Here is a 20,951-nt window from a genome sequence, read left to right on the forward strand (position 1 = left end):
TATTTATTTCTTTAACCTTTTGCTAGCCGTTTCTTAATATTACTGAGATAAATTGAGCTTGCTAAATATGCATTAATACTAGAAACATATGTAGCTATTTTATACTATACATTCAATTGTCACAGCGATCTTGCGATCGCTCAAAGTATCAAGTTTATCCTTTACACTCAGCATTTTTTACTCACAATCACAATGGTATTTACATCCTCAAGTGTTGGTGCTGCAAGGTTTTAACTAATGTAAATCTACATCCATCTAACTTCAATTATTTAGGAAGTTACGTACACTTCTTTAGGAATCGCACCACTACAGATGTCTCAACAATGAGGCGCTTCAAGTTAAATTGACCACACAAAAATTTTTGACTAAACACACAATATAATATGGCATCAACAAATCTTAATCCTGGCGATATCGCGATCGTTGGTTTCAATACCACAAATCCTGATACTATTGGATTTCTGGTTCTTGTAGATATTGGTTCTGGTACAACTTTTAACGTTACAGATAATGGTTGGCAATCTAGTGGTAGCTTCAGAACTGGTGAAGGCATTCTTACTTATACAGCACCAACAGATATCCCTGCGGGAACAGTTCTTACTTGGGTGAATGGAAGTACTACTAACTCATCAGGTTTTAATTCCAATAATCCTAGTAATTTCTCCCTAAATTCAAGCGGTGACTCACTAACTGTCTATACAGGAACATTAGCTAGTCCAACGTTAATTTATGCACTCAATTCTGGAGCTTGGAGTTCTAATTCTACTAGTGCCGCTACATCATCTGAGCCAATTTCTACAAATAATGGCACCTTGGTAACGGGAACTACTACGGTAGCTATAACTGCGAATAATGGCACGAATGGCTACTACAGTGGTTCTACTTCTGGAACAAAAGCACAACTTCTATCTGCGATCTCAAACTCAGCGAATTGGACAACTAGTTCAACGGCAACAAATTTATCCAATTGGAAATCATCATTTACTGTTTCTGGTGGTGCAACTTCCCAACCAGACCTCAGCATCAGTCAAGCAGACTCCCCCGATCCGGTAATTGTTGGCAACCCCCTTACCTACACTCTCACCGTTAGTAACGGCGGTAGTGCTAATGCTAGCGGGATTTCAGTAGAATATACCTTACCGACTGGGGTAATCTTTAACAGCACAACTGTTGCCAACGGCTTTACTGCTAGCCAATCAGGTGGTGTCATCACCTTTTCTGGTGGGAGCATAAACGCTGGTAGTACTGCTACCTTGACTGTTAGCGTCACCCCTAATTCTGCTGGCATTCTTACCAGTGGTACGGCAACCGTAGACCCCAACAACACTATTGCTGAGAGTAACGAAACTAATAACACTGCTGCTGCGATCGCAACTACAGTTAACAATGTAGTAGTCGGACAAGCGCCAACTATTCAACTAGACACAGCCACGACTACAGATTTGTTAGATGCTAACGGTGCTTTGTCTACTACAGGGACAGGGGCAATTAGCAGTGTAATTGGCAATGCCAACGATCCAGCAACGACATTGGGTGTAAACTTTATCGTTGCTGACTCTGATACTCCTGTAGACAATTTGACCGTTACAGTTACCAGCAATAATGAGGCAGTGGTTCCTAACGGCAACCTCACACTAACTGGTACTGGAAGCAACCGTAATTTGAAAATAAATCCTGTCGGTGTTGGTACTGCCAATATTACAGTAACCGTCAGTGATGGTAGTGGTACTGCAAATTATGCGATCGCTTATGCAGCATCAGCGAATAATGGAACTGCCACAACTCAATTTTTAACAGGTACAAGCGATGCTTCTACAGCCATTCCTGTGGGTGGGACATTTTTCTTAGAAGCCGATGACGAAAATCAAGTTTTGCGCCTCTATGATTCTAGTAAATCGGGACTGGCTGTAACTGGCTTTGACTTTACAAGCTCTCTAGGACTGACCCAAACTGATGGTTCTGGCGCGTTAAGAGAAGTGGATCTCGAAGCTTCAGCTAAAATAGGCGATCGCATTTTCTGGTTAGGCTCACAAAGCAATAGCGATGATGGCAAATCTCGCCCTAACCGCGATCGCATTTTTGCCACCGATATTAGTGGTACGGGAGCATCCACTACACTTAGCTATACTGGCCGCTACGACTTTTTACGAGAAGATATCATCAATTGGGATGTCAATAACGGTCACGGCAAGGGAGCTAATTACTACGGCTTGGCCGCTAGCGCTGCAAGTAGTGTCGGGTCGAAGCAACCAAACGGCTACAATATTGAAGGCTTGGAAATTGCCCCCGACAACACCACAGCTTATATCGCCTTCCGCGCCCCCGAAGTTCCCCCCTCTGGAAGAGCTAACGCGCTCATTGTTCAAGTTACCAACTTCGCCAGCCTGATCTCAGCTAGCGGTGGTGGTACTCAAGGTTCAGCACAATTTGGTGCTCCCATCGAATTAGATTTAGGCGGTCGGGGTATTCGGGAAATTCGCAAAAATGCAAATAACCAATACGTAATTATTGCTGGGCCAGCAGGAGATGCCGGAACAGCCCCCAACGATTTCCGCCTTTACACTTGGGATGGTAATCCTAACAGCCAACCGCAATTGCGCGCAGCCACATTCCCTGCAAGCTTCAACCCGGAAGGAATTGTCACCATCCCTGATAACTTAACAAATACCTCTCAAATTCAATTTGTCAGTGATGATGGCAACAGCGTGCTTTACAACGACGGCACAGCAGCCAAAGATTTATCACAGAACAATTTCAAAAAGTTCCGCACCGATAGCATTACCCTCGGCGGTGTAGTCCTCACTCCTCACATTCACGATATCCAAGGTGCATCTCACATCTCTGGGTTAAATGGACAAAGAGTAGGTGATGTACCAGGAATTGTCACAGCCTTAAAATCTAATGGCTTCTATTTGCAAGATCCTAACCCAGATAGCGACGATCGCACCTCCGAAGGGATTTTTGTCTTCACCTCATCAGTGCCAACCGTCCAAGTAGGCGACTCAGTACTGGTTGGCGGTACAGTCAGTGAATTCCGTCCTGGTGGTGCTACTGGTACTAACAACTTGACCACCACAGAAATTACTAGCCCCACAATTGTCAAACTTTCCAGTGGCAATCCTTTACCAGCTGCCACTATTTTAGGTAATGGCGGCAGAACCATTCCAAACTCGGTAATCGATAACGACACTACTGGTAATGTCGAAACTGGAACAACCACCTTTGACCCTGCCCAAGATGGCATTGATTTCTACGAAAGCTTAGAAGGAATGCTAGTCCAGGTAAATAATCCTGTCGCAGTTAGCCCGACTAATTCTTTTGGCGAGATTTGGGTACTGGCAGACAATGGCGCTAATGCAACCGGACGTACAGCCCGTGGTGGTGTCGTGGTTAGCGCTAATGATTTTAATCCAGAGCGCATCCAAATTGATGATACCCTGTTTACCTCTGGTAGTTCCCCCAAAGTTAACGTCGGTGCTACTTTCGACACAATTAAGGGTGTGGTTGATTATAGTTTCAGCAACTACGAAGTTCTCCCCACCTCGGTTACTGTTACCTCCAACCCGCTGACCAAGGAAGTCACTAATTTAACTCCCACCACTGACCAACTGACAGTTGCTACCTTCAACGTTGAAAACCTTGACATAGGAGATGGTGCAACCAAGTTTAACAACCTTGCGACCCGCATTGTTAATAACCTAAAATCACCAGATATCATCTCTCTGGAAGAAATTCAGGATAATAACGGGCCGACCAATGATAGCGTCGTTGATGCCAGCGTTACCTTCCAAACATTAATTAATGCGATCGCTGCGGCTGGTGGCCCCACCTATCAATATCGCCAAATTGACCCAGTGGATGACACCAATGGCGGTGAACCTGGTGGAAATATCCGCGTCGGCTTCTTATTTAATCCTAATCGTGTCAGCTTTGTAGATACCCCTGGCGGTACTTCCACCTCCAGCACTACAGTCAGCAACGTTGGGGGTATTCCCACCGTTTCTGCTAGCCCTGGTTTAATTGACCCTACCAACTCAGCTTTTACTAGCAGTCGCAAACCATTAGTTGGGCAATTTACTTTTAACGGTAAAACTGTGTATGTAATTGGCAACCACTTTAATTCTAAAGGTGGCGATCAACCATTATTTGGCCCAAATCAACCGCCAATTCTAAGCAGTGAAGTGCAGCGCCAACAACAAGCGACGTTGGTGAAAAACTTTGTCCAAAGTATTTTAGCCATCGACCCCAACGCCAATGTAGTAGTAGCGGGTGATTTAAATGACTTTGAGTTTTCCAACCCTGTCAGCACCCTAGAAAGCGCTGGGCTAACTTCCTTAATTGAAACTTTGCCTGCAAATGAGCGTTACACCTATAACTTTGAAGGCAACGCCCAAACCCTTGACCACATTTTAGTGAGTAATGGCTTGCTCAACAAGCTAGATGGCTATGATGTCGTTCACATCAACTCAGAGTTTTCTGACCAGGATAGCGATCATGACCCTAGCCTAGCTCGGTTTAATTTACCTGCAAACAGCGCTCCTACAGCCGTATCATTGAGTGCAACCAATGTCAACGAAAACGTAGCAGCTAACACAGTGGTAGGTACATTTAGCACCACTGACCCTGACACAGGCAACACTTTTACTTACAGCTTAGTTGCTGGAACTGGTGACACCGATAATGCTGCTTTTGCGATCGCAAATAACAGCTTAAAAATCAACGCTTCCCCAGACTTTGAAACCAAATCTGCCTACAGCATTCGGGTACGCAGCACCGATAACGGTGGACTTTCCGTGGACAAGGTGTTGACTATCCAAGTTAACGATCTCAACGAAGCACCCACGGCCGTAGCTGATACAGTTAACGTTGCCGAAGACGCAACTATAAATCTCCGTGCTACCTTACTGAGTAACGATACTGACCCTGATGCTGGAGACACGAAAAACATCATTTCTGTCAACACCACAGGTACAAAAGGGACAGTTTTATTTAACCAAAACACGCAAAGCTTGACTTACACCGCTTCAAGTTTTAACTCTTTGGCTCAAGGACAGACAGCCAGTGATAGTTTTAGTTATGCGATCGCTGACAGTCAAGGTTTACAATCGACTGCGATCGTTAACCTCACTGTCATTGGTGTCAACGATGCTCCTACCCTAGTGCAACCCCTTGACGACCAAATCGTTTCTACTAACAAGCTCTTCTCTTTCAATGTCAGCAACAAATTTACTGACATCGATCGAGGCGACACTCTAACCTACAGTGCTACAGGCTTACCCACTGGATCTGATATCGCTAACACAGGTCTGATATTCGGCAATATCTCCCAAGCTGGTATTTTTGCAGTCACAGTTACCGCAGCTGATGGCAAAGGTGGCAATGTTAGCGATACCTTTGACCTGACTGTTGCCAATAACAAGGCGACATCTGGCAACGATATTATCTTTATCGACCAACTTGTTGGCGTAAACACATTCAATGCCCTAGCCGGGAACGATCGCTTAATCGGCACTGATGGCAATGAGACACTCAATGGTGGAGCAGGTAATGATTACATTGATGCCAAGGGCGGTAATGACTCCCTCTTAGGCAGTGATGGCATTGACACACTTCTAGGTGGGCCAGGTAATGACATCCTTGATGGTGGAGCAGCCGATGACATCCTTCTAGGTGGACTTGACAATGACAGCCTCGATGGTGGAGCAGGTAATGACAGCCTCGATGGTGGAGCAGGTAATGACAGCCTTAATGGTGGAGCAGGTAATGACACAATTCTCGGTGGACTTGGCAGTGACATTCTTCTTGGAGGTGGTGGCAACGATCGCCTGATTGGTTGGGGAGGTGGTACAAACGAAATTGACCGACTCAACGGCGATCAAAGTGCAGATACTTACATCTTGGGTGATGCCAGTTCAGTTTTCTATGCCAATTCTGGCAATGGTGACTACGCCGATATTGTTAATTTCAAAGCAAGCGATCGCATTCAGCTTAAGGGATCTGCTGACAATTACTTGTTGGGGTCAGCATCAACCGTATCTGGAATTAAATCGGCTGTAGGTATTTTCACCACCAATGGAACAGGATTAGAGTTGATTGCTGTTGTCGAAAACGGATTAAAGGGCAATTTGGTAACAGATACTCGTTTCGTCTTTGTTTAAAGCCAATTCAAGCGATCGCTTTTGGGGAAACTTGAGAGCGATCGTTTGGCTCACGCAGAGATGCAAGGAAGGATTTAGAGTGTTCAAAAAGATAAATGATTCAAAACCCGTCGTTGCGAGCGAAGCAATCCCAAGGGCTGCGATCGCTTCGCTTCTCTACGAGACGCTCTGCGAACGCTCGCAATGACAATTGAGCATTTTTTTACTTGGAGTACTCTTACGTAAAACTACACAAGGGGCAATTCATGAATTTGCAAGTTAAACCAACTGAAGCAGGTAAAACCATTCCTAATGTAGATTTTGAAACACAGACTACCTTCGTTACTGGCTTTATTCCTGCTGGTGCAGCGGGAACTGTAAATGGAATTTATACTCCATTAGGTGGATTGTCTGGTGTTACTTACGATGCAGCTAACAACCGCTACTACGCTATCTCAGACGATCGCTCTCAAGTTGCACCCGCCCGTTTTTATACCTTTACCACTGACGATTCTGGGGTGACTTTTACTAATGTCACTCCTCTAAAAGATACCAGTGGCAACTTTTTTGCCCTAAACAGTCTCGACCCTGAAGGCATTGCTTTAACCAATAAAGGCACAGTCTTCATCTCTTCAGAGGGCGAAGTTAATCCTACTGCTGGCCGTGTTAGCAATCCCTTTATTAAAGAGTTTTCGCTGACCACAGGGCAAGAAGTGCAATCGCTACTTGTGCCGACAAAATTCTTGCCAGTAGTTCAGGATACTAACGGTGACGGTGTTATAGATGCCGGAGATACGCAGACATCAGGCGTTTATAATAATTTGGCATTTGAAAGCCTCACCATCACACCCGACCAGAAAACCCTATTCACCGCCACTGAAAACGCCCTTTTCCAAGATGGATTAACGGCTTCGCTCACCAGTGGTAGTCCTTCCCGGATTCTGCAATACAATTTAGTTACGGGACTTCCAGAAAAAGAATATCTCTACATCACCGATGCGATCGCCGAAGCGCCCAACCCTAGCACAGGCTCAAGTAACAATGGTTTGGCAGATTTACTAGCGATCGATAATCGTGGGACTTTCCTAGCTTTAGAACGTTCCTTTGCTCAAGGTGCAGGTGACACCATCAAAATCTACGAAGTTTCTTTGCAAGGTGCAACAGACATAAGTTCCTATGATTCTCTCAAAAATTTGAGTGCTGAACAACTAGCAGCTATTAAACCCGCCCAAAAGCATCTGCTGTTGAATTTAACCGATCTCAATCTGCCCACTGATGCAAATCACCCGACTGGATTAGATAACATTGAAGGTCTTACCTTCGGCCCCAAACTAGCAGATGGTCGCCAGTCGATTGTGCTGGTGAGTGATAACAACTTTGGCAGCACTCAATATACTCAAATTCTTACCCTGGGTGCAGACTTAGTTCCTACTGCTGTGCCCACAATAGAAACTAATCCTAGTTTATTTGACGATGAAGATCCAGCACTACCTATTGTAGATCAAAATGCTGATGCTGATGACCCTGCCATTTATGTTAATGCTACAAATTCTGCCGACAGCCTAGTATTAACCTCAGTCAAAAATGCCGGACTGCGGGTTTATGACTTATCTGGTAATTTGTTGCAAACCCTTAATCCCGGTGGGATTCGCTACAACAACATTGACCTGCAATACGGTTTTAAATTAGGCGGTGAATCTATTGATATTGCCGTAGCTAGCGATCGCCAAAATGATAAACTAGCAATCTTTAAAATTAATCCTAACCCCACCACCCCCGGTCAATACCTGGAAAATATCACCGATAGCAATATTGGTACAATCTTCCAAGGATCGCCTTTTGAACCTCCCTATTCTGCATCAACTCGCAGTTCTTACGGACTTACCTTATACCGTAGCCCCATAACCAATGATTACTATGTCTTCACCAGTCGCCGCCAAACTGGAGATATTGCTCAGTTCAAACTAATTGACGAAGGTAATGGCAAAATTGGAGCAGAACTGGTACGGGAGTTCACCATCCCCTCACCCACAGCAGCAGACCGTTCTCCCCAAACAGAGGGGATGGTAGTTGACCAAGAAACCGGTTTTCTTTACATAGCCCAAGAAGATGTAGGTATCTGGAAATTCCAGGCAGAACCGGACAGTGGCACAACAGGTAAGCTGATCGATCGCGTCCGTTTTGAAGGTGGTTCTCACCTCACCGATGACGCAGAAGGGTTAACCATTTACTACGGCAAAAATGGCACAGGCTACCTACTAGCATCCAGCCAAGGCGATAGCACCTTTGTTGCCTACACCCGTGAAGGTAACAACGAATACGTGGGTAATTTTGCCATTGGTAACAATGGTTCAATTGACAGCGTACAAGAGTCAGATGGTGCAGATGTAATTAATGTGCCACTGGGGCCAAACTTCCCATTTGGTTTATTTGTTACTCAAGATGGCTCCAATGAACCTGCTAAAATAGTTGATGGCGAAAATGTCAACTCTAACTTTAAGCTAGTGCCTTGGGAGAATATTGCTAATGTTTTACCCAATGCTTCAAATATCGACACCACAAGTTACGATCCCCGTAATCCTGTTAACCTGACAGGTGTACACCCTACTTTTCTGAACAGTTTTGGTTCTACCAACAGCGATAATATTACAGTTCAGCCAGGACAAACATTGTTGACAGGTGACGGAGCAGATTTTGTCGAGGGTACTGAAGGTAACACAATTCAGGCTGGTAATGGTGATGACACTGTACTCGTAGGCAGTGACTCTTCAGTTTCCGGTAATGACGGCAAGGATCAAATCATCGTTGGTCAAAATGGCCCGGCTGAAAATACTAATGCTGATGGTGGCAATGGTAATGATGAAATTACCGTAGTGGAAGCCAATGGTACTAATAATTTGTTTGGCGCAGCCGGTGCTGATAATCTTACCGTAGTTGAAGGTTCGCGCCAATTATCCTTCGGTGGCTCAGGTAACGACACCCTCACCAGCAACGGTAACAATAACCGTCTGTATGGTGGTTCTGGTGATGACAAACTCTTCTCCAATGTCAATGACTCGTTATTTGGCGGCGATGGTGATGATGTATTATTTGCCGGACAAGGAGGAGGTAATCGCCTCAGTGGTGGTGGTGGTGCTGACCAATTTTGGATTGCTAACGCCAGTCTGCCAGCTAGCAAGAACATTATTACTGATTTTGCGATCGGGATTGACAAAATTGGGCTGGGTGGTGTTGGCGTAACTCAACTTAGTGCGATCGCGCTCTTGCAACAGGGCAGTGATACTCTAGTGAAAATTGGAAATACAGAGTTAGTTTCATTAGTTGGAATTACATCAACTAGCCTAACGGCAAATGATTTCACTTTTTCTGCTGGTGTAGTAGCTTAGGAAAGTGGATTCTAATCTGGTGGCGCGTTGCCTTACTAATGCGCCATTCCAGATAGTGCTTTTGAAATTAAACAACAAAGTTCGTTAGAGTACTCCAAGTAAAAAAATGCCCAATTGTCATTGCGAGCGAAGCGAAGCAATCACAGCCCTTGGGATTGCTTCGCTTCTCTACGAGACGCTCTGCGAGCGTTCGCAATGACGGGTTTTGGATCATTTATTTTTTGGAACACTCTTAGAGGTTGTCTGAAAAGTAGTGAAGTGTGATTTTAGGCACTAGTTGATCCCCCCTAACCCCCCTTAAAAAGAGGGAAGAATCAAAGTCCCCCTTTTTAAGGGGGATTTAGGGGGATCTCCAAGGCTTAGGCGTATAAAAAAAACTGTTCAAACAACCTCTTAAACTCTATAGATTTTTCAGGCGGGGGAATAATGCTCCCTCGCCTTTTATCTTTATTGTTTGAGTGAATTTTAATCATTTATTCTGTTTCACTTATTCTTTTCTTAATCTTTTAATGAAACTATACATAGTGCTAGCTAAGTTAGCTCATAACTATCGAGAGATTAACTTTGTCATCTAAGTGTTCGATACTCTTAGTAACTTACACAACTTACGCAGATTAGTAGTTGACATCTCAACTAGATTACTCAAGCTTTCAATCACTCTGAGAACATAGGAATTTTGTAAAAAACTTCTCGGGGACTTAACAGACTTGCTCGAACTATATTATTGTGACTCAGAAACTCACCATAACTCGGTTTCTAGAGTAAAAACATGACATATTTTTCGCACAAGTAATGTAATGAGAGAACTTGAATAGCTAGCAAAAAAGCTCAATCCAAATACCCAGAAAAAATTCTAATTATGGCAATTGAGAACGGAAGAACAACAGCATCAGCTTACGTTGATAAAGTCAATAATTCTGATAATACACAAATCGTACCTTTGTTGACTGTAGGGGATGAAGTACCTTTACTAACCAACACATTTGATATAAACGAAGCACCTCAAGTTGATGCCACCCAAAAATATGCCTTTACTGGTATTCCCGATGGTACAGGTGCTAAACAAGTAACCATCGCTGGTAAAATCTATAACTATGTATGGGTGAACCATGAGCTAGGTAGCTCTGTTACAACAGATATCTCCAGTACATTTCCTGGTGAAAAAATTACTGGTGCCAGAGTCTCGCTCTTTGTGTTTGATGAAAACTGGAAAGTAATCGGTGGAAAGAACCTGATTGATTCCATCAAAGATAGCACTGGAACTTATGTATTAGATACATCTACTGGTAAGTACACCAATGCATTAGGAACTTCCATTGACGCTTTCGATCGCTTCTGCTCATCTTACCTAGCCCAGTCTGGCTTTGTAGATGGCAATGGTACAGATATTCCCATCTACTTTGCTCCCGAAGAAGGTAGTGATAAAAGTCGGGGTTGGGCTGTAACCCCAGATGGCACAGCCCAAGCACTTGACGGCTTAGGTCGCTACAGAAAAGAAAACGTAGTTGCGGCTTCCCAATATCGGGCAGAGAACTCCGATCAAACAGTGCTGTTTGTATCAGAAGATAATGATGACGGCGAACTGTATATGTGGGTGGGTCAACAAACCGCAGATGACCCCAATGGCTTTAAAAACGGAGATTTATACGTTTTGAAAGTTGATGGTGCAGAATTCGAGGGTCAAGTTAGTGAAGGTATTCAAAAAGCTGCAACCTGGACAAAGGTTGATAAATCAGTCATCTTCAATGCAGATGGCACAGCAAAAATAGATGGTACTGATCTCACAGCCTTCGTGAATTCTGCCAGCAATTCCACCAGCTTCCAGCGCATTGAAGATTTTACCGAAGACCCGAATAATCCTGGAACCTTCTATTTTGTCACCACAGGCACTAAAAACAAACAAGGTCAGGGAACAGCAGCCGGAGTAACTGATAATCCTGCCGAAGCAGAAGACCCCTATGGCAGACTCTACCGCTTTAAATTAAATACCTCCAACCCCACAGCCGGGATCGGTGACTTTGAACTGTTGTTAACAGGTGGCCCTGGTAAAGGTGTCAGCTATGACAACATCACAGTTGATAAGTCTGGCAAAATCTTGCTTCAAGAAGATCAAACCTCCTTTGGTGGAGATGTGATGAAAGCAGAAAACCGAGAAGCTTCTATTTGGTCTTTCGACCCTACCACCAAAGCGATCGCTCGTGTCTTTGCTTTAAATGAAAATGCTGCTGGTACCGTGTACAATAACCCTGATGCCAAAGGAGAGTGGGAAAGTTCTGGCATTATTGAAATTCCCTCCGAATCATTGCCCGGTAGCGGTGCTTACTTGTTTGATGTCCAGGCTCACACTGTAAAAAACAATGTAGTAGGTGCGCCAGACCAGAATATTCTCAACGGTAATCATGCAGAAGGTGGACAGTTGTTAATTGCAACACCTGTACCCAAAGTTGAGTTAGTCGGCTTTGCCTCCTTACCTGCTGATACCTTTAGTGATGGGCCGCCTTCTGGTGCAGATGTTTCAGCTAATGGCAGAACCGGGCCTTTTCCAGGACAGCCAATTCAAGGCTTCAGTGGTGTGCAATTTGCTAACAGCAACTCTTTGTACTTCCTGTCAGATAATGGCTACGGTAGCAAAGATAATAGTGCAGATTTTCTACTGCGAATCAATCGCCTAGACCCGAATTTTAAGGGAGCAGAAAATGGGGATGGTAGTGTTAAAGTCTTAGACTACATTCAACTATCCGACCCGAACAACAAAGTTCCTTTCCAAATTGTGAATGAGGGAACTACTGGAAGATTACTAACTGGTGCAGACTTCGATGTAGAGTCATTCGTCTTTGATAAAGACGGTACAATCTGGGTTGGAGATGAGTTTGGCCCTTACCTGTTACATTTTGATGCCACTGGTAAGTTATTAGAAGCTCCCATTGCGACACCTGACAAATTCAAGACTCTAGATGGAGAAGCACCTAAAGTTATTGGTCACAGAGGCGCAAGTGGTTATCGTCCAGAACACACCTTAGAGTCTTATAAGCAAGCAATTGAGCGCGGTGCTGACTTTATTGAGCCTGACTTGGTAGTGACAAAAGATGGTGTGCTAATTGCTCGCCATGAGCCAGCTTTAGCTGTAGTTAAAACCGACAAAAGTGGGAACCCACTGCTTGATGCTAATGGTAACTTTGTTATCGACAACACTAACACGACAACAGATGTTTACAAGCATCCAGAGTTTGCCTCTCGCCTCAAAACAGTAAGCTTAGATGGAAATACAATTACAGGTTGGTTTGCTGAAGATTTCACCCTAGCTGAAATTAAGACTTTACGGGCAGAAGAACGTCTACCTTTCCGAGATCACTCTTTTGACGATAAATTTGAGATTCCTACCTTCACGGAAATCATCAATTTAGTTAAGCAAGTAGAAGCCGACACAGGTAAAAAGATTGGTATCTATCCTGAAACCAAGCATCCAACCTATTTTGCTGATGAAGCTACTTATGTAGGCACCACGGACAAAATCAACAGAAACATCAGCCAGCTACTAATTGATACCCTCAAGGCAAATAACTTCACTGACCCCAGTCGAATCTTCATCCAGTCCTTTGAAGTGAGTAATCTCAAAGAACTGCATGATACCATCATGCCAGCGGCAGGGGTAGATATCCCACTAATCCAACTTTTAGATGCCAGTGACATTGACATCAACGGCAAGATCGTCGAGAGTCAGCCTTATGATTTGAAAGTCAGTGGTGACACTCGCACATACGGCGACTTACGAACTCCAGAAGGTTTAGCGGAAGTTGCCACCTATGCTGATGGTATTGGCCCTTGGAAGCGGATGATTGTGAGCGTCAAAGGTACTGATGCTAATGGTGATGGCAAAGCCGATGATGTCAATGGGGATGGAGTAGTCAATGATGCTGACAAGACAACATTACCTCCTTCAACCTTAATTCAAGATGCTCATAACGCAGGTTTACAGGTTCACCCCTATACCTTCCGTGCGGAAGATCAGTATTTAGCGGCAGATTATAAAGGACAGCTAGCACTAGAAATTCAGCAGTTCTATCAATTAGGTGTAGATGCACTCTTCTCAGATTTCCCAGATATTGCGGATCAAGTGCGGGATAAACTCAGAGACGATCCTCAGTATAATGTAGTGCGATCGCCACAAAACCCTGATGTCCTCTCAGGAGATGCCTTTGCTAATTTGGGTAGTTCCAAAGGTTTTGAAGGTGGAGCAATTAACGCCAGCAAAACCAAGCTGTATCTCCTACTAGAAGGTACAGTTCAAGGCGATACTCCTGGTGCTTTGCGGATTAACGAATTTGATTTAGCTAGCCACAAATACAGCGATCAACTACGCTACTACAGATTGGATAATCCATCAAATTCCATCGGTGACTTAACAGTTATTAATGATAATGAGTACCTAGTCATTGAACGGGATAACAATCAAGGGGCTGCGGCTAAATTTAAACGAATCTACAAAATAGACTTGTCTAAGACAGATTCTAATGGCTATGTAGCTAAAGAAGAAGTTGCAGACTTGTTAAATATCCAAGACCCCAAAGACCTGAATGGAGATGGCAAAACCACCTTTGACTTCCCATTTCAAACCATTGAAAATGTTTTAGTTGTTGACAAAAACACCATTTTGGTAGCTAATGACAACAATTATCCGTTCTCAACAGGTCGTCCTGGGAATGACCCTCAAAATCCAGTCATAGACAACAACGAAATTCTTCTACTGAAGTTGGAGAAGCCCCTTAACCTTGCTCCTGGTTTAGGTCAACCTCAAGCCGAAGAAATTAACTTTGGCTCCACTACCAGCGATGATATTACGGTTGGGCCAAATCAAACCTTATTCACAGGTGACGGAGCAGACTTTGTAGAAGGTACTACAGGTAACACAATCCAAACTGGGAACGGTGATGACACGGTGCTTGTGGGTAGTGACTCTTCAGTATCCACAGGGGACGGCGATGATAGTATCTTTGTTGGTCAAAATGGTGCTGTTCAAAATACGACCGTCGATGGTGGCAATTGCGATGACCAAATTACCGTAGTTGAAGCTACTGGTAGTAATAGTTTATTCGGAGGTGCAGGTAACGATACTCTGACAATAGTTGAAGGTTCTCGTCAATCATCCTTTGGTGGTTCCGGTAACGACACCCTCAAAAGTAACGGCAGCAATAACCGTCTATATGGTGGTTCTGGGGATGATAAACTCTTCTCCAGTGTCAATGACTCCCTATCGGGTGGCGATGGTGATGACATCTTATTTGCAGGTCAACAAGGTGATAATCGCCTGAGTGGTGGTGCTGGTGCTGACCAGTTTTGGATTGCTAACGCCAGTTTGCCAGCTAGCAAGAACATCATTACTGATTTTGCGATCGGGATTGATAAAATTGGGCTGGGCGGTATTGGTATCACTCAGTTTAGTAATTTAGCACTGTTGCAACAAGGTAGTGACACTATCGTAAAAACTGGAAATACAGAGTTGGTTTCATTGCTAGGAATTACCTCAACCAGCCTGACTGTCAATGACTTCGTTTTTTCTGCTAGCGTCGTGGCTTAGTTTATTGCTTAGTGCAGCCTGGTGGAAATAACTATCCAGTTGAAAACCGTTGTTTCAATTGCGTAGACTACAGCAAATAGCTTGTTATTGTAGGGTGGGCATTTGAATGCCCACCCTACACTAGTGAAATCAAAGTTAGAAACCGCATCTATACAAACAAAACCCGATAAGCTTAAGTTAAGGCTTTACTCTTTAAGTAAGCTGCCCAGATCCCCGACTTCTTCAAGAAGTCGGGGATCTAAATCCAGTTTACGATCGCACTTCAGCCACGGTGATAATTTTTTCATCGCGGTTGAGTTGGATGATGCTTTCACCTTTGACATCTCTACCTAAAATCGGCACGGTTTCCACAGGTATTCGTACCACCCGTTCTTTATTCGTCACTAAAGCTACCTCGCCAGATGCGTTGGCGTAGCCCGCCGTAGACATCGCAATGACCATACCAGCTAAATTATCAGTTTTGCTGGCAAATTTCATCGCTTGCGTCCCCAAATCGCCGCGATTAGCCGCTCTTAACTGACTTGCAGCCATCCGCTTGGCATATCCTTCTTGAGTAACTAGCAGCAGTTGGTCATCTTTACCAACAGTGACACAGCCAACCATTTGCTGATTTCTCAATAGTCGGAATGCTTGTAAACCCATTGCTGCGCGACCCATAACGGGTAATTGTTCATCATTGGCTGCAAAGCGCAACACTCGCCCACCGGAACTAGCTAAAATCAGATGCGCCCCTGGGGTGGTGAATTGGGTAAATGACAATTCATCATCGTCTTTGAGCTTCAAAATCGTAATTCCGCGCCGCGTTAAGTTTGTGAATTCTCCCAGAGACAGACGCTTAATTCTTCCCTGTTTTGTTAAGAGAATCATCTGCTGAGTTTCGAGATTGTCTGGTAGTACAAAGCGGCTGACCACAGCTTCTTGAGCGCCTTGAGCAGTATTACTAAGCATTGTAATCAAAGGTTTTCCCCGTGGAGAACGCCCAGTAGTTGGCGGGATTTCTCCCACATTCACAGGATAGACTTTGCCGCCACCGGTTAGGATTAGCAAGTCTTTTTGGGTGTCAGTCAACACGGTTTGGATAATGAAGTCATTATCATGCAAACCATTTTCAGCTTTTGACTTTCTGCCAGATGGTTGGCTGCGACGGACATAACCCCGTTGGGTAAATTCTAAAATTGCTTCCTCTGCTGGTTCAGAAGATTTCAGATTTTCCTCTTCCTCCTCTGCTCCTCTGCTCCTCTGTTCCTCTGCCTTAGACTTTTGTTCTTCTCCGATTTTTGTCCGCCGGGGATCGCTGTACTTGCGCTTGAGCGATCGCAATTCTTTTTTCAGCGCCTTGAGTAATTCGCGGCGATCGTTGAGTAATTGTTCTAGCAAACTAATTTGTTCGCTAACTTGCTCAAATTCTTGCTGCAAATTTTGCTGTTCTAAACTGGTGAGGCGGCGCAACGGCATCGCCAAAATTGCATCTCCTTGTACCTCACTCAAATCTAGTTGGCTACAAAGATTTATTTTTGCCGTACTTCCATCGGGAGCTTGCCGTAAAATTTCAATTACCCGATCCAAATTAGATAGGGCTTTGAGTAAACCTTCCACCAAATGCACGCGACTTTGAGCTTTCCCCAACTCGTAATTGTAGCGACGGTTTAGCGTCTCTTCCCGGAAAGTCAAAAACTCTTGCAACAATTGACGCAAACTTAACTGGCGGGGTTGTCCATTGACGATCGCTAACAGAATTGCCCCAAAGGTCATTTGCAAAGCAGTTTGGTGATACAAATGCTGGAGAACTTCTTGAGGATTGGTATCGCGTTTGAGTTCAATTACCACTCGCATCCCTTCGCGATCGCTCTCATCCCGAAGATCGGAAATCCCTTGCAAACGTCCTTGATTTACTAAGTCTGCTACCTTCTCAATCCAGGCGGCCTTATTCACTTGATAAGGCAATTCTGTAATAATAATGGCCGTCCGTCGCTTGCTTCCCCTACTGGCTGGAATTTCCTCCAGAGTTGCAACTCCCCGCAGCAGAATCCCACCTTTACCTGTGGTGTATGCTTCCCGAATTCCCGTCTCACCAATTATTTCTCCACCAGTGGGAAAGTCTGGCCCTGGAATTAGCTCGAATAACTTTTCATCTGCCAAATCTGGGTTGTCGATTAAAGCGATTAACCCATCCACAATTTCCCCCAAGTTGTGCGGTGGGACATTTGTCGCCATTCCCACAGCGATCCCAGAACAGCCATTGAGCAACAGAAAGGGCAATTGAGCGGGTAAAACCGTTGGTTCTTGCTGAGAATTATCGAAGTTCCCGACAAATTCCACCGTTTCTTCGCCGATTTCTGTCAGCATTCCCTCATGGCTGATGGGTGCGAGGCGCGTTTCTGTGTAACGCATCGCCGCCGGTGGGTCATTATCGACGCTACCAAAGTTACCATGTCCGGCTAGCAAGGGATAGCGGCTAGAAAAATCTTGCACCAGCCTAACTAAGGCATCGTAAACTGATTGGTCGCCGTGAGGATGGTATTTACCCAACACATCACCCACTACACGGGCACATTTTCGATAAGGTCTATCTGGTACTAAACCGAGTTCGTGCATTGCATACAAAATGCGGCGATGCACTGGTTTTAAGCCATCACGCACGTCTGGTAGCGCTCGCCCGACAATCACGCTCATGGCATATTCGAGATAAGACCGTTGCATCTCGGTATGCAGGGCTGTTGGAATTACCTGTCCCGTTGAGAGAAGGTTTAACTGTTTTGCCATGAGTTTTTTCCCTGAAATTTAACTACACAAAAGCCGGCGGAACTCAATATTGCAGCAACCACAGCATAACGGATGAAATGGGATTCCTAACAAAATATTGATAGTCATAGAAGAAAAAGCAGTAGTATCATCCTTGATGACAAAGATGTACATGCACTATTAAAAAGGAAACAGATAGCAAGTAACTGTTTTAATGGAATGATAATCTGCTGCACAATTAATTTGTATACACTTCATAGCCAGGATACTTGCCATGACTGCATTCTCTCATTTTTAATTTTGAATTGCCTAATCTCCTTACATCTACCTCTATTACTTAAATTCTCATGAAAACTGTTTTAATTGTCGAAGACGATCTAATTAATGCTCGCGTTTTTTCCAAGATTTTGTCCAAGCGCGGTGGCTTGGGAGTGAAACATACTGAAAATGTTGAAGAAGTAATAAAAATTGCCCAATCAGGAGAAGCCGACCTGATTTTGATGGATGTTTCTCTGTCTAGAAGTGTTTACCAAGGTAAATCTGTTGATGGAATCAAGATTACACAAATGTTGAAATCCGATCCAAAAACAGCAAACTTACCTATTATTTTGGTGACAGCACATGCTATGGAAGGCGATCGCGAGAATTTTCTCAAGCAAAGCGGCGCTGATGGCTACATTTCTAAGCCAGTTGTTGACCATCAACAGTTTGTTGACCAAATCATCGCACTTCTACCCCCAGACGACCAATCATAATTGACCATTGACAGCAGAATTCAGGAGTCATGAGTAAAATTAATTCTACATCTGGCTATTGAGTTGAAAAGGTATACCTCATTAACTTGCAAACTGCTGTATCTCATTAATAGTCGCCCAAAAATGTTTTTGGGCGACTATTACCTCTATTTGGTAAGTATATATGTACTATGAAAAGGTGGTATTAAGCAAGTGGTAATAGGAAAGTTATGAGTGCTGAGTGCTGAATTTCAATATTTAACTCCCAACTCAGCACTCAGCACTCCTATTGCGTAGGCTGTTTTTCAGGGGCTGATGATGAGTTTTCTCGTTGCTGTAGGGCTGCTTGAATACGAGGTAATTCTAGGAATTTTTTCGTATCAGACAGTAGGCGATCGCCCCAGAGGTTTTCTTTGAGAAAATTCAAACTAGCATAGCGCTGATCGATGCGGAGTGCGGCTTCTCCCAAGCTTAGTCCTTGTTGGCGATCGCCTTTAGTATAGAGTGCCACTGCCAAAGCTAACAAAGGTTCTGCGGCTTGCTTATCAAGGCTGACAGCAGATTGCCATCGCTTAATTGCTTCGGGTGTATTACCCTGTTCATAGTTGATTAAGCCAATGTTGTTAAGCGCCGGCCAGAATTTTTTATCTTGAGAGACAGCTTTATCGTACTGTGCGATCGCATCTGGCAATCGACCCAGCAAATAGTAAGCATTACCCAAATCAAATAAACCCTCTGGATCGTTGGGTTTTAACTTCAAACCATCTTGATAATTGACAACAGCAGCCTGGTAATTTTTCTGCTGAAAATTGGCTGAACCCAAAGCAAACAAAATATCACCATTTTTCGGGTTGATAGATTGCGCTTTTTTCAGGCTAGCGATCGCCCCGTCATACTCTTTGGTTTGCAGTTGCAATCCACCCAAGAGCAACCACACCTTATCATTCTTCGGAGCCAGTTGACTAGCCAGGCGCGCTCGTGGCAATGCTAAGTCAATCTGTTGAAACTGAGCTAGTTGAGCCGCCTCTTGTGCTAAACTCAATCCCTGCTTTTCTAACTTGGTCGCATCTAGTTGTAGTGTATGGGGTATTAATGCCTGCGCGTTAGCGGCTTTTGGCATACTCCATAAACTACAGATCATCAAAAGAGAAATCAAACGAACATATTTAGGCACACTACCGCCTTTAAGCCACTAATCAAAGAATCTTTCAGCTAGCTTAAACGATCTCCGCTCTAGACGGCAGTAAAATCTTCTGTCATTAGCTATTGACATCCCATCACAAAGACCATAAATTAATAAGTAATAACTTACTTATTTATGGCTCGTATACCCAGAATCACCAATCAACAAATCTTAGAAGCGGCTCGTCAAGTTTTCCTGCAACAAGGATTTGGTGCTTCAACCTTAGAGATTGCTCAACAGGCAGGTATTTCTGAAGCTTCAATTTTCAAGCGATTTTCAACCAAGGAAGAATTATTTTTTGCAGCAATGGGAATTCCAGAAAAACCCCTGTGGGTGAGCGAGTTGGAATCTCTTAGTTGCAAAGGCAATCTCAAAGAAAACCTCATTAATATTTGCCTCCAGATTATGGAATTTTATAGCGAGGTGCTGCCTCAGATCGTGATGCTGCGATCGCGTGGTAATGCGTTTCCAGAACTTGGAGGGAAAGAACCAGGGCCCATACGAGATTTCAAAGCACTGAAGGCTTTCCTAGAGGATGAAATAAACCAAAATCGGCTTCGCCCTTGCGATCCCCATACAGTGGCTCATATTTTACTAGGGTCGCTAATGAACTACGTTTTCTTAGAGCAAATTTCGTCTCAAGTCAGGATAGCAACTGCTAATTTACCAATAGAAACTTACTTAAATTCTCAAGATCGAGCTACAGAAGTATCAGCATTTATCCAGAGTCTTGTAGATATTATTTGGCCAGGAATTTCACCAATTCAGGATTAAATTAGAGTGATCCAAAACCCGTCACGTCGCTTTGCTCCGAATTCAAAATTCAAAATTCAAAATTAATGATCCCTATAAATAAATTTAGTTGCTCTGTATCCTTTTCGTTTTCGGTCATTGCGAGCGTTCGCGAAGAGTCTCGTAGAGAAGTGAAGCAATCACAGCCCTTGGGATTGCTTCGCTCGCAATGACAATTGGGCATTTTTTTACTTTGAGTACTCTTAAACAAATTTGGCATTAATTCTTCTTCTCGATCTCCCTCATTTTCCACTGTCTACTCCCCATTAAAAAAACTTATGACCTTGGTCATATATCAGTCTGGAATTACTAATGACTTTTGTCATACATTGGTTTCAAATTTTTGAACGATAATTATTATGTATGAATTTATACGATGAGGTAAATATTAAACACATTGAC

The 20,951-nt window shown here is 43.8% G+C and carries 6 protein-coding genes and 1 pseudogene; 5 read left to right on the forward strand and 2 right to left on the reverse strand.

The window, feature by feature from the left end:
• Positions 1 to 383: 383 nt before the first annotated feature.
• The 3 genes and pseudogenes from GTQ43_RS08015 (at position 384) to GTQ43_RS08025 (ending at position 15,098) form a co-directional block, all read left to right on the forward strand.
• A complete protein-coding gene (locus GTQ43_RS08015; protein ID WP_265272132.1) occupies positions 384 to 6,158 on the forward strand; it encodes a CARDB domain-containing protein in 5,775 nt (1,924 codons plus the stop codon).
• A 254-nt stretch (positions 6,159 to 6,412) separates the two neighbouring features.
• Positions 6,413 to 9,523: pseudogene (locus tag GTQ43_RS08020) on the forward strand (phytase); the annotation flags it as partial.
• An 859-nt stretch (positions 9,524 to 10,382) separates the two neighbouring features.
• Complete coding sequence (locus GTQ43_RS08025) at positions 10,383 to 15,098, forward strand: esterase-like activity of phytase family protein (protein ID WP_265272133.1); 4,716 nt, start codon at positions 10,383 to 10,385, stop codon at positions 15,096 to 15,098.
• 249 nt (positions 15,099 to 15,347) lie between these two features.
• On the opposite strand, the gene gyrA is transcribed toward GTQ43_RS08025, so the two are convergent.
• A complete protein-coding gene (gene gyrA, locus GTQ43_RS08030) occupies positions 15,348 to 17,861 on the reverse strand; it encodes a DNA gyrase subunit A (protein ID WP_265272134.1) in 2,514 nt (837 codons plus the stop codon).
• A gap of 326 nt (positions 17,862 to 18,187) precedes the next feature.
• Here gyrA and GTQ43_RS08035 point away from each other — a divergent pair, with 326 nt between their 5' ends.
• On the forward strand, positions 18,188 to 18,595 hold the full coding sequence (locus GTQ43_RS08035; RefSeq protein WP_265272135.1) for a response regulator: 408 nt from the start codon (positions 18,188 to 18,190) through the stop codon (positions 18,593 to 18,595).
• A gap of 265 nt (positions 18,596 to 18,860) precedes the next feature.
• Here the strand turns inward: GTQ43_RS08035 and GTQ43_RS08040 are convergent, their stop codons facing one another.
• A complete protein-coding gene (locus GTQ43_RS08040; RefSeq protein WP_265272136.1) occupies positions 18,861 to 19,748 on the reverse strand; it encodes a tetratricopeptide repeat protein in 888 nt (295 codons plus the stop codon).
• 144 nt (positions 19,749 to 19,892) lie between these two features.
• Here GTQ43_RS08040 and GTQ43_RS08045 point away from each other — a divergent pair, with 144 nt between their 5' ends.
• Positions 19,893 to 20,531: a TetR/AcrR family transcriptional regulator gene (locus GTQ43_RS08045; protein ID WP_265272137.1), complete on the forward strand. Its 639-nt coding sequence runs from the start codon at positions 19,893 to 19,895 to the stop codon at positions 20,529 to 20,531.
• Positions 20,532 to 20,951 lie beyond the last annotated feature (420 nt).

The organism is Nostoc sp. KVJ3 (assembly GCF_026127265.1).
GTDB lineage: Bacteria > Cyanobacteriota > Cyanobacteriia > Cyanobacteriales > Nostocaceae > Nostoc.

Bases quoted from the DNA above. Each gene is read 5' to 3' on its own strand.
- GTQ43_RS08015 (WP_265272132.1), top strand. From the start codon at position 384: ATGGCATCAACAAATCTTAATCCTGGCGATATCGCGATCGTTGGTTTC.
- GTQ43_RS08025 (WP_265272133.1), top strand. From the start codon at position 10,383: ATGGCAATTGAGAACGGAAGAACAACAGCATCAGCTTACGTTGATAAA.
- gyrA (WP_265272134.1), bottom strand. From the start codon at position 17,861: ATGGCAAAACAGTTAAACCTTCTCTCAACGGGACAGGTAATTCCAACA.
- GTQ43_RS08035 (WP_265272135.1), top strand. From the start codon at position 18,188: ATGAAAACTGTTTTAATTGTCGAAGACGATCTAATTAATGCTCGCGTT.
- GTQ43_RS08045 (WP_265272137.1), top strand. From the start codon at position 19,893: ATGGCTCGTATACCCAGAATCACCAATCAACAAATCTTAGAAGCGGCT.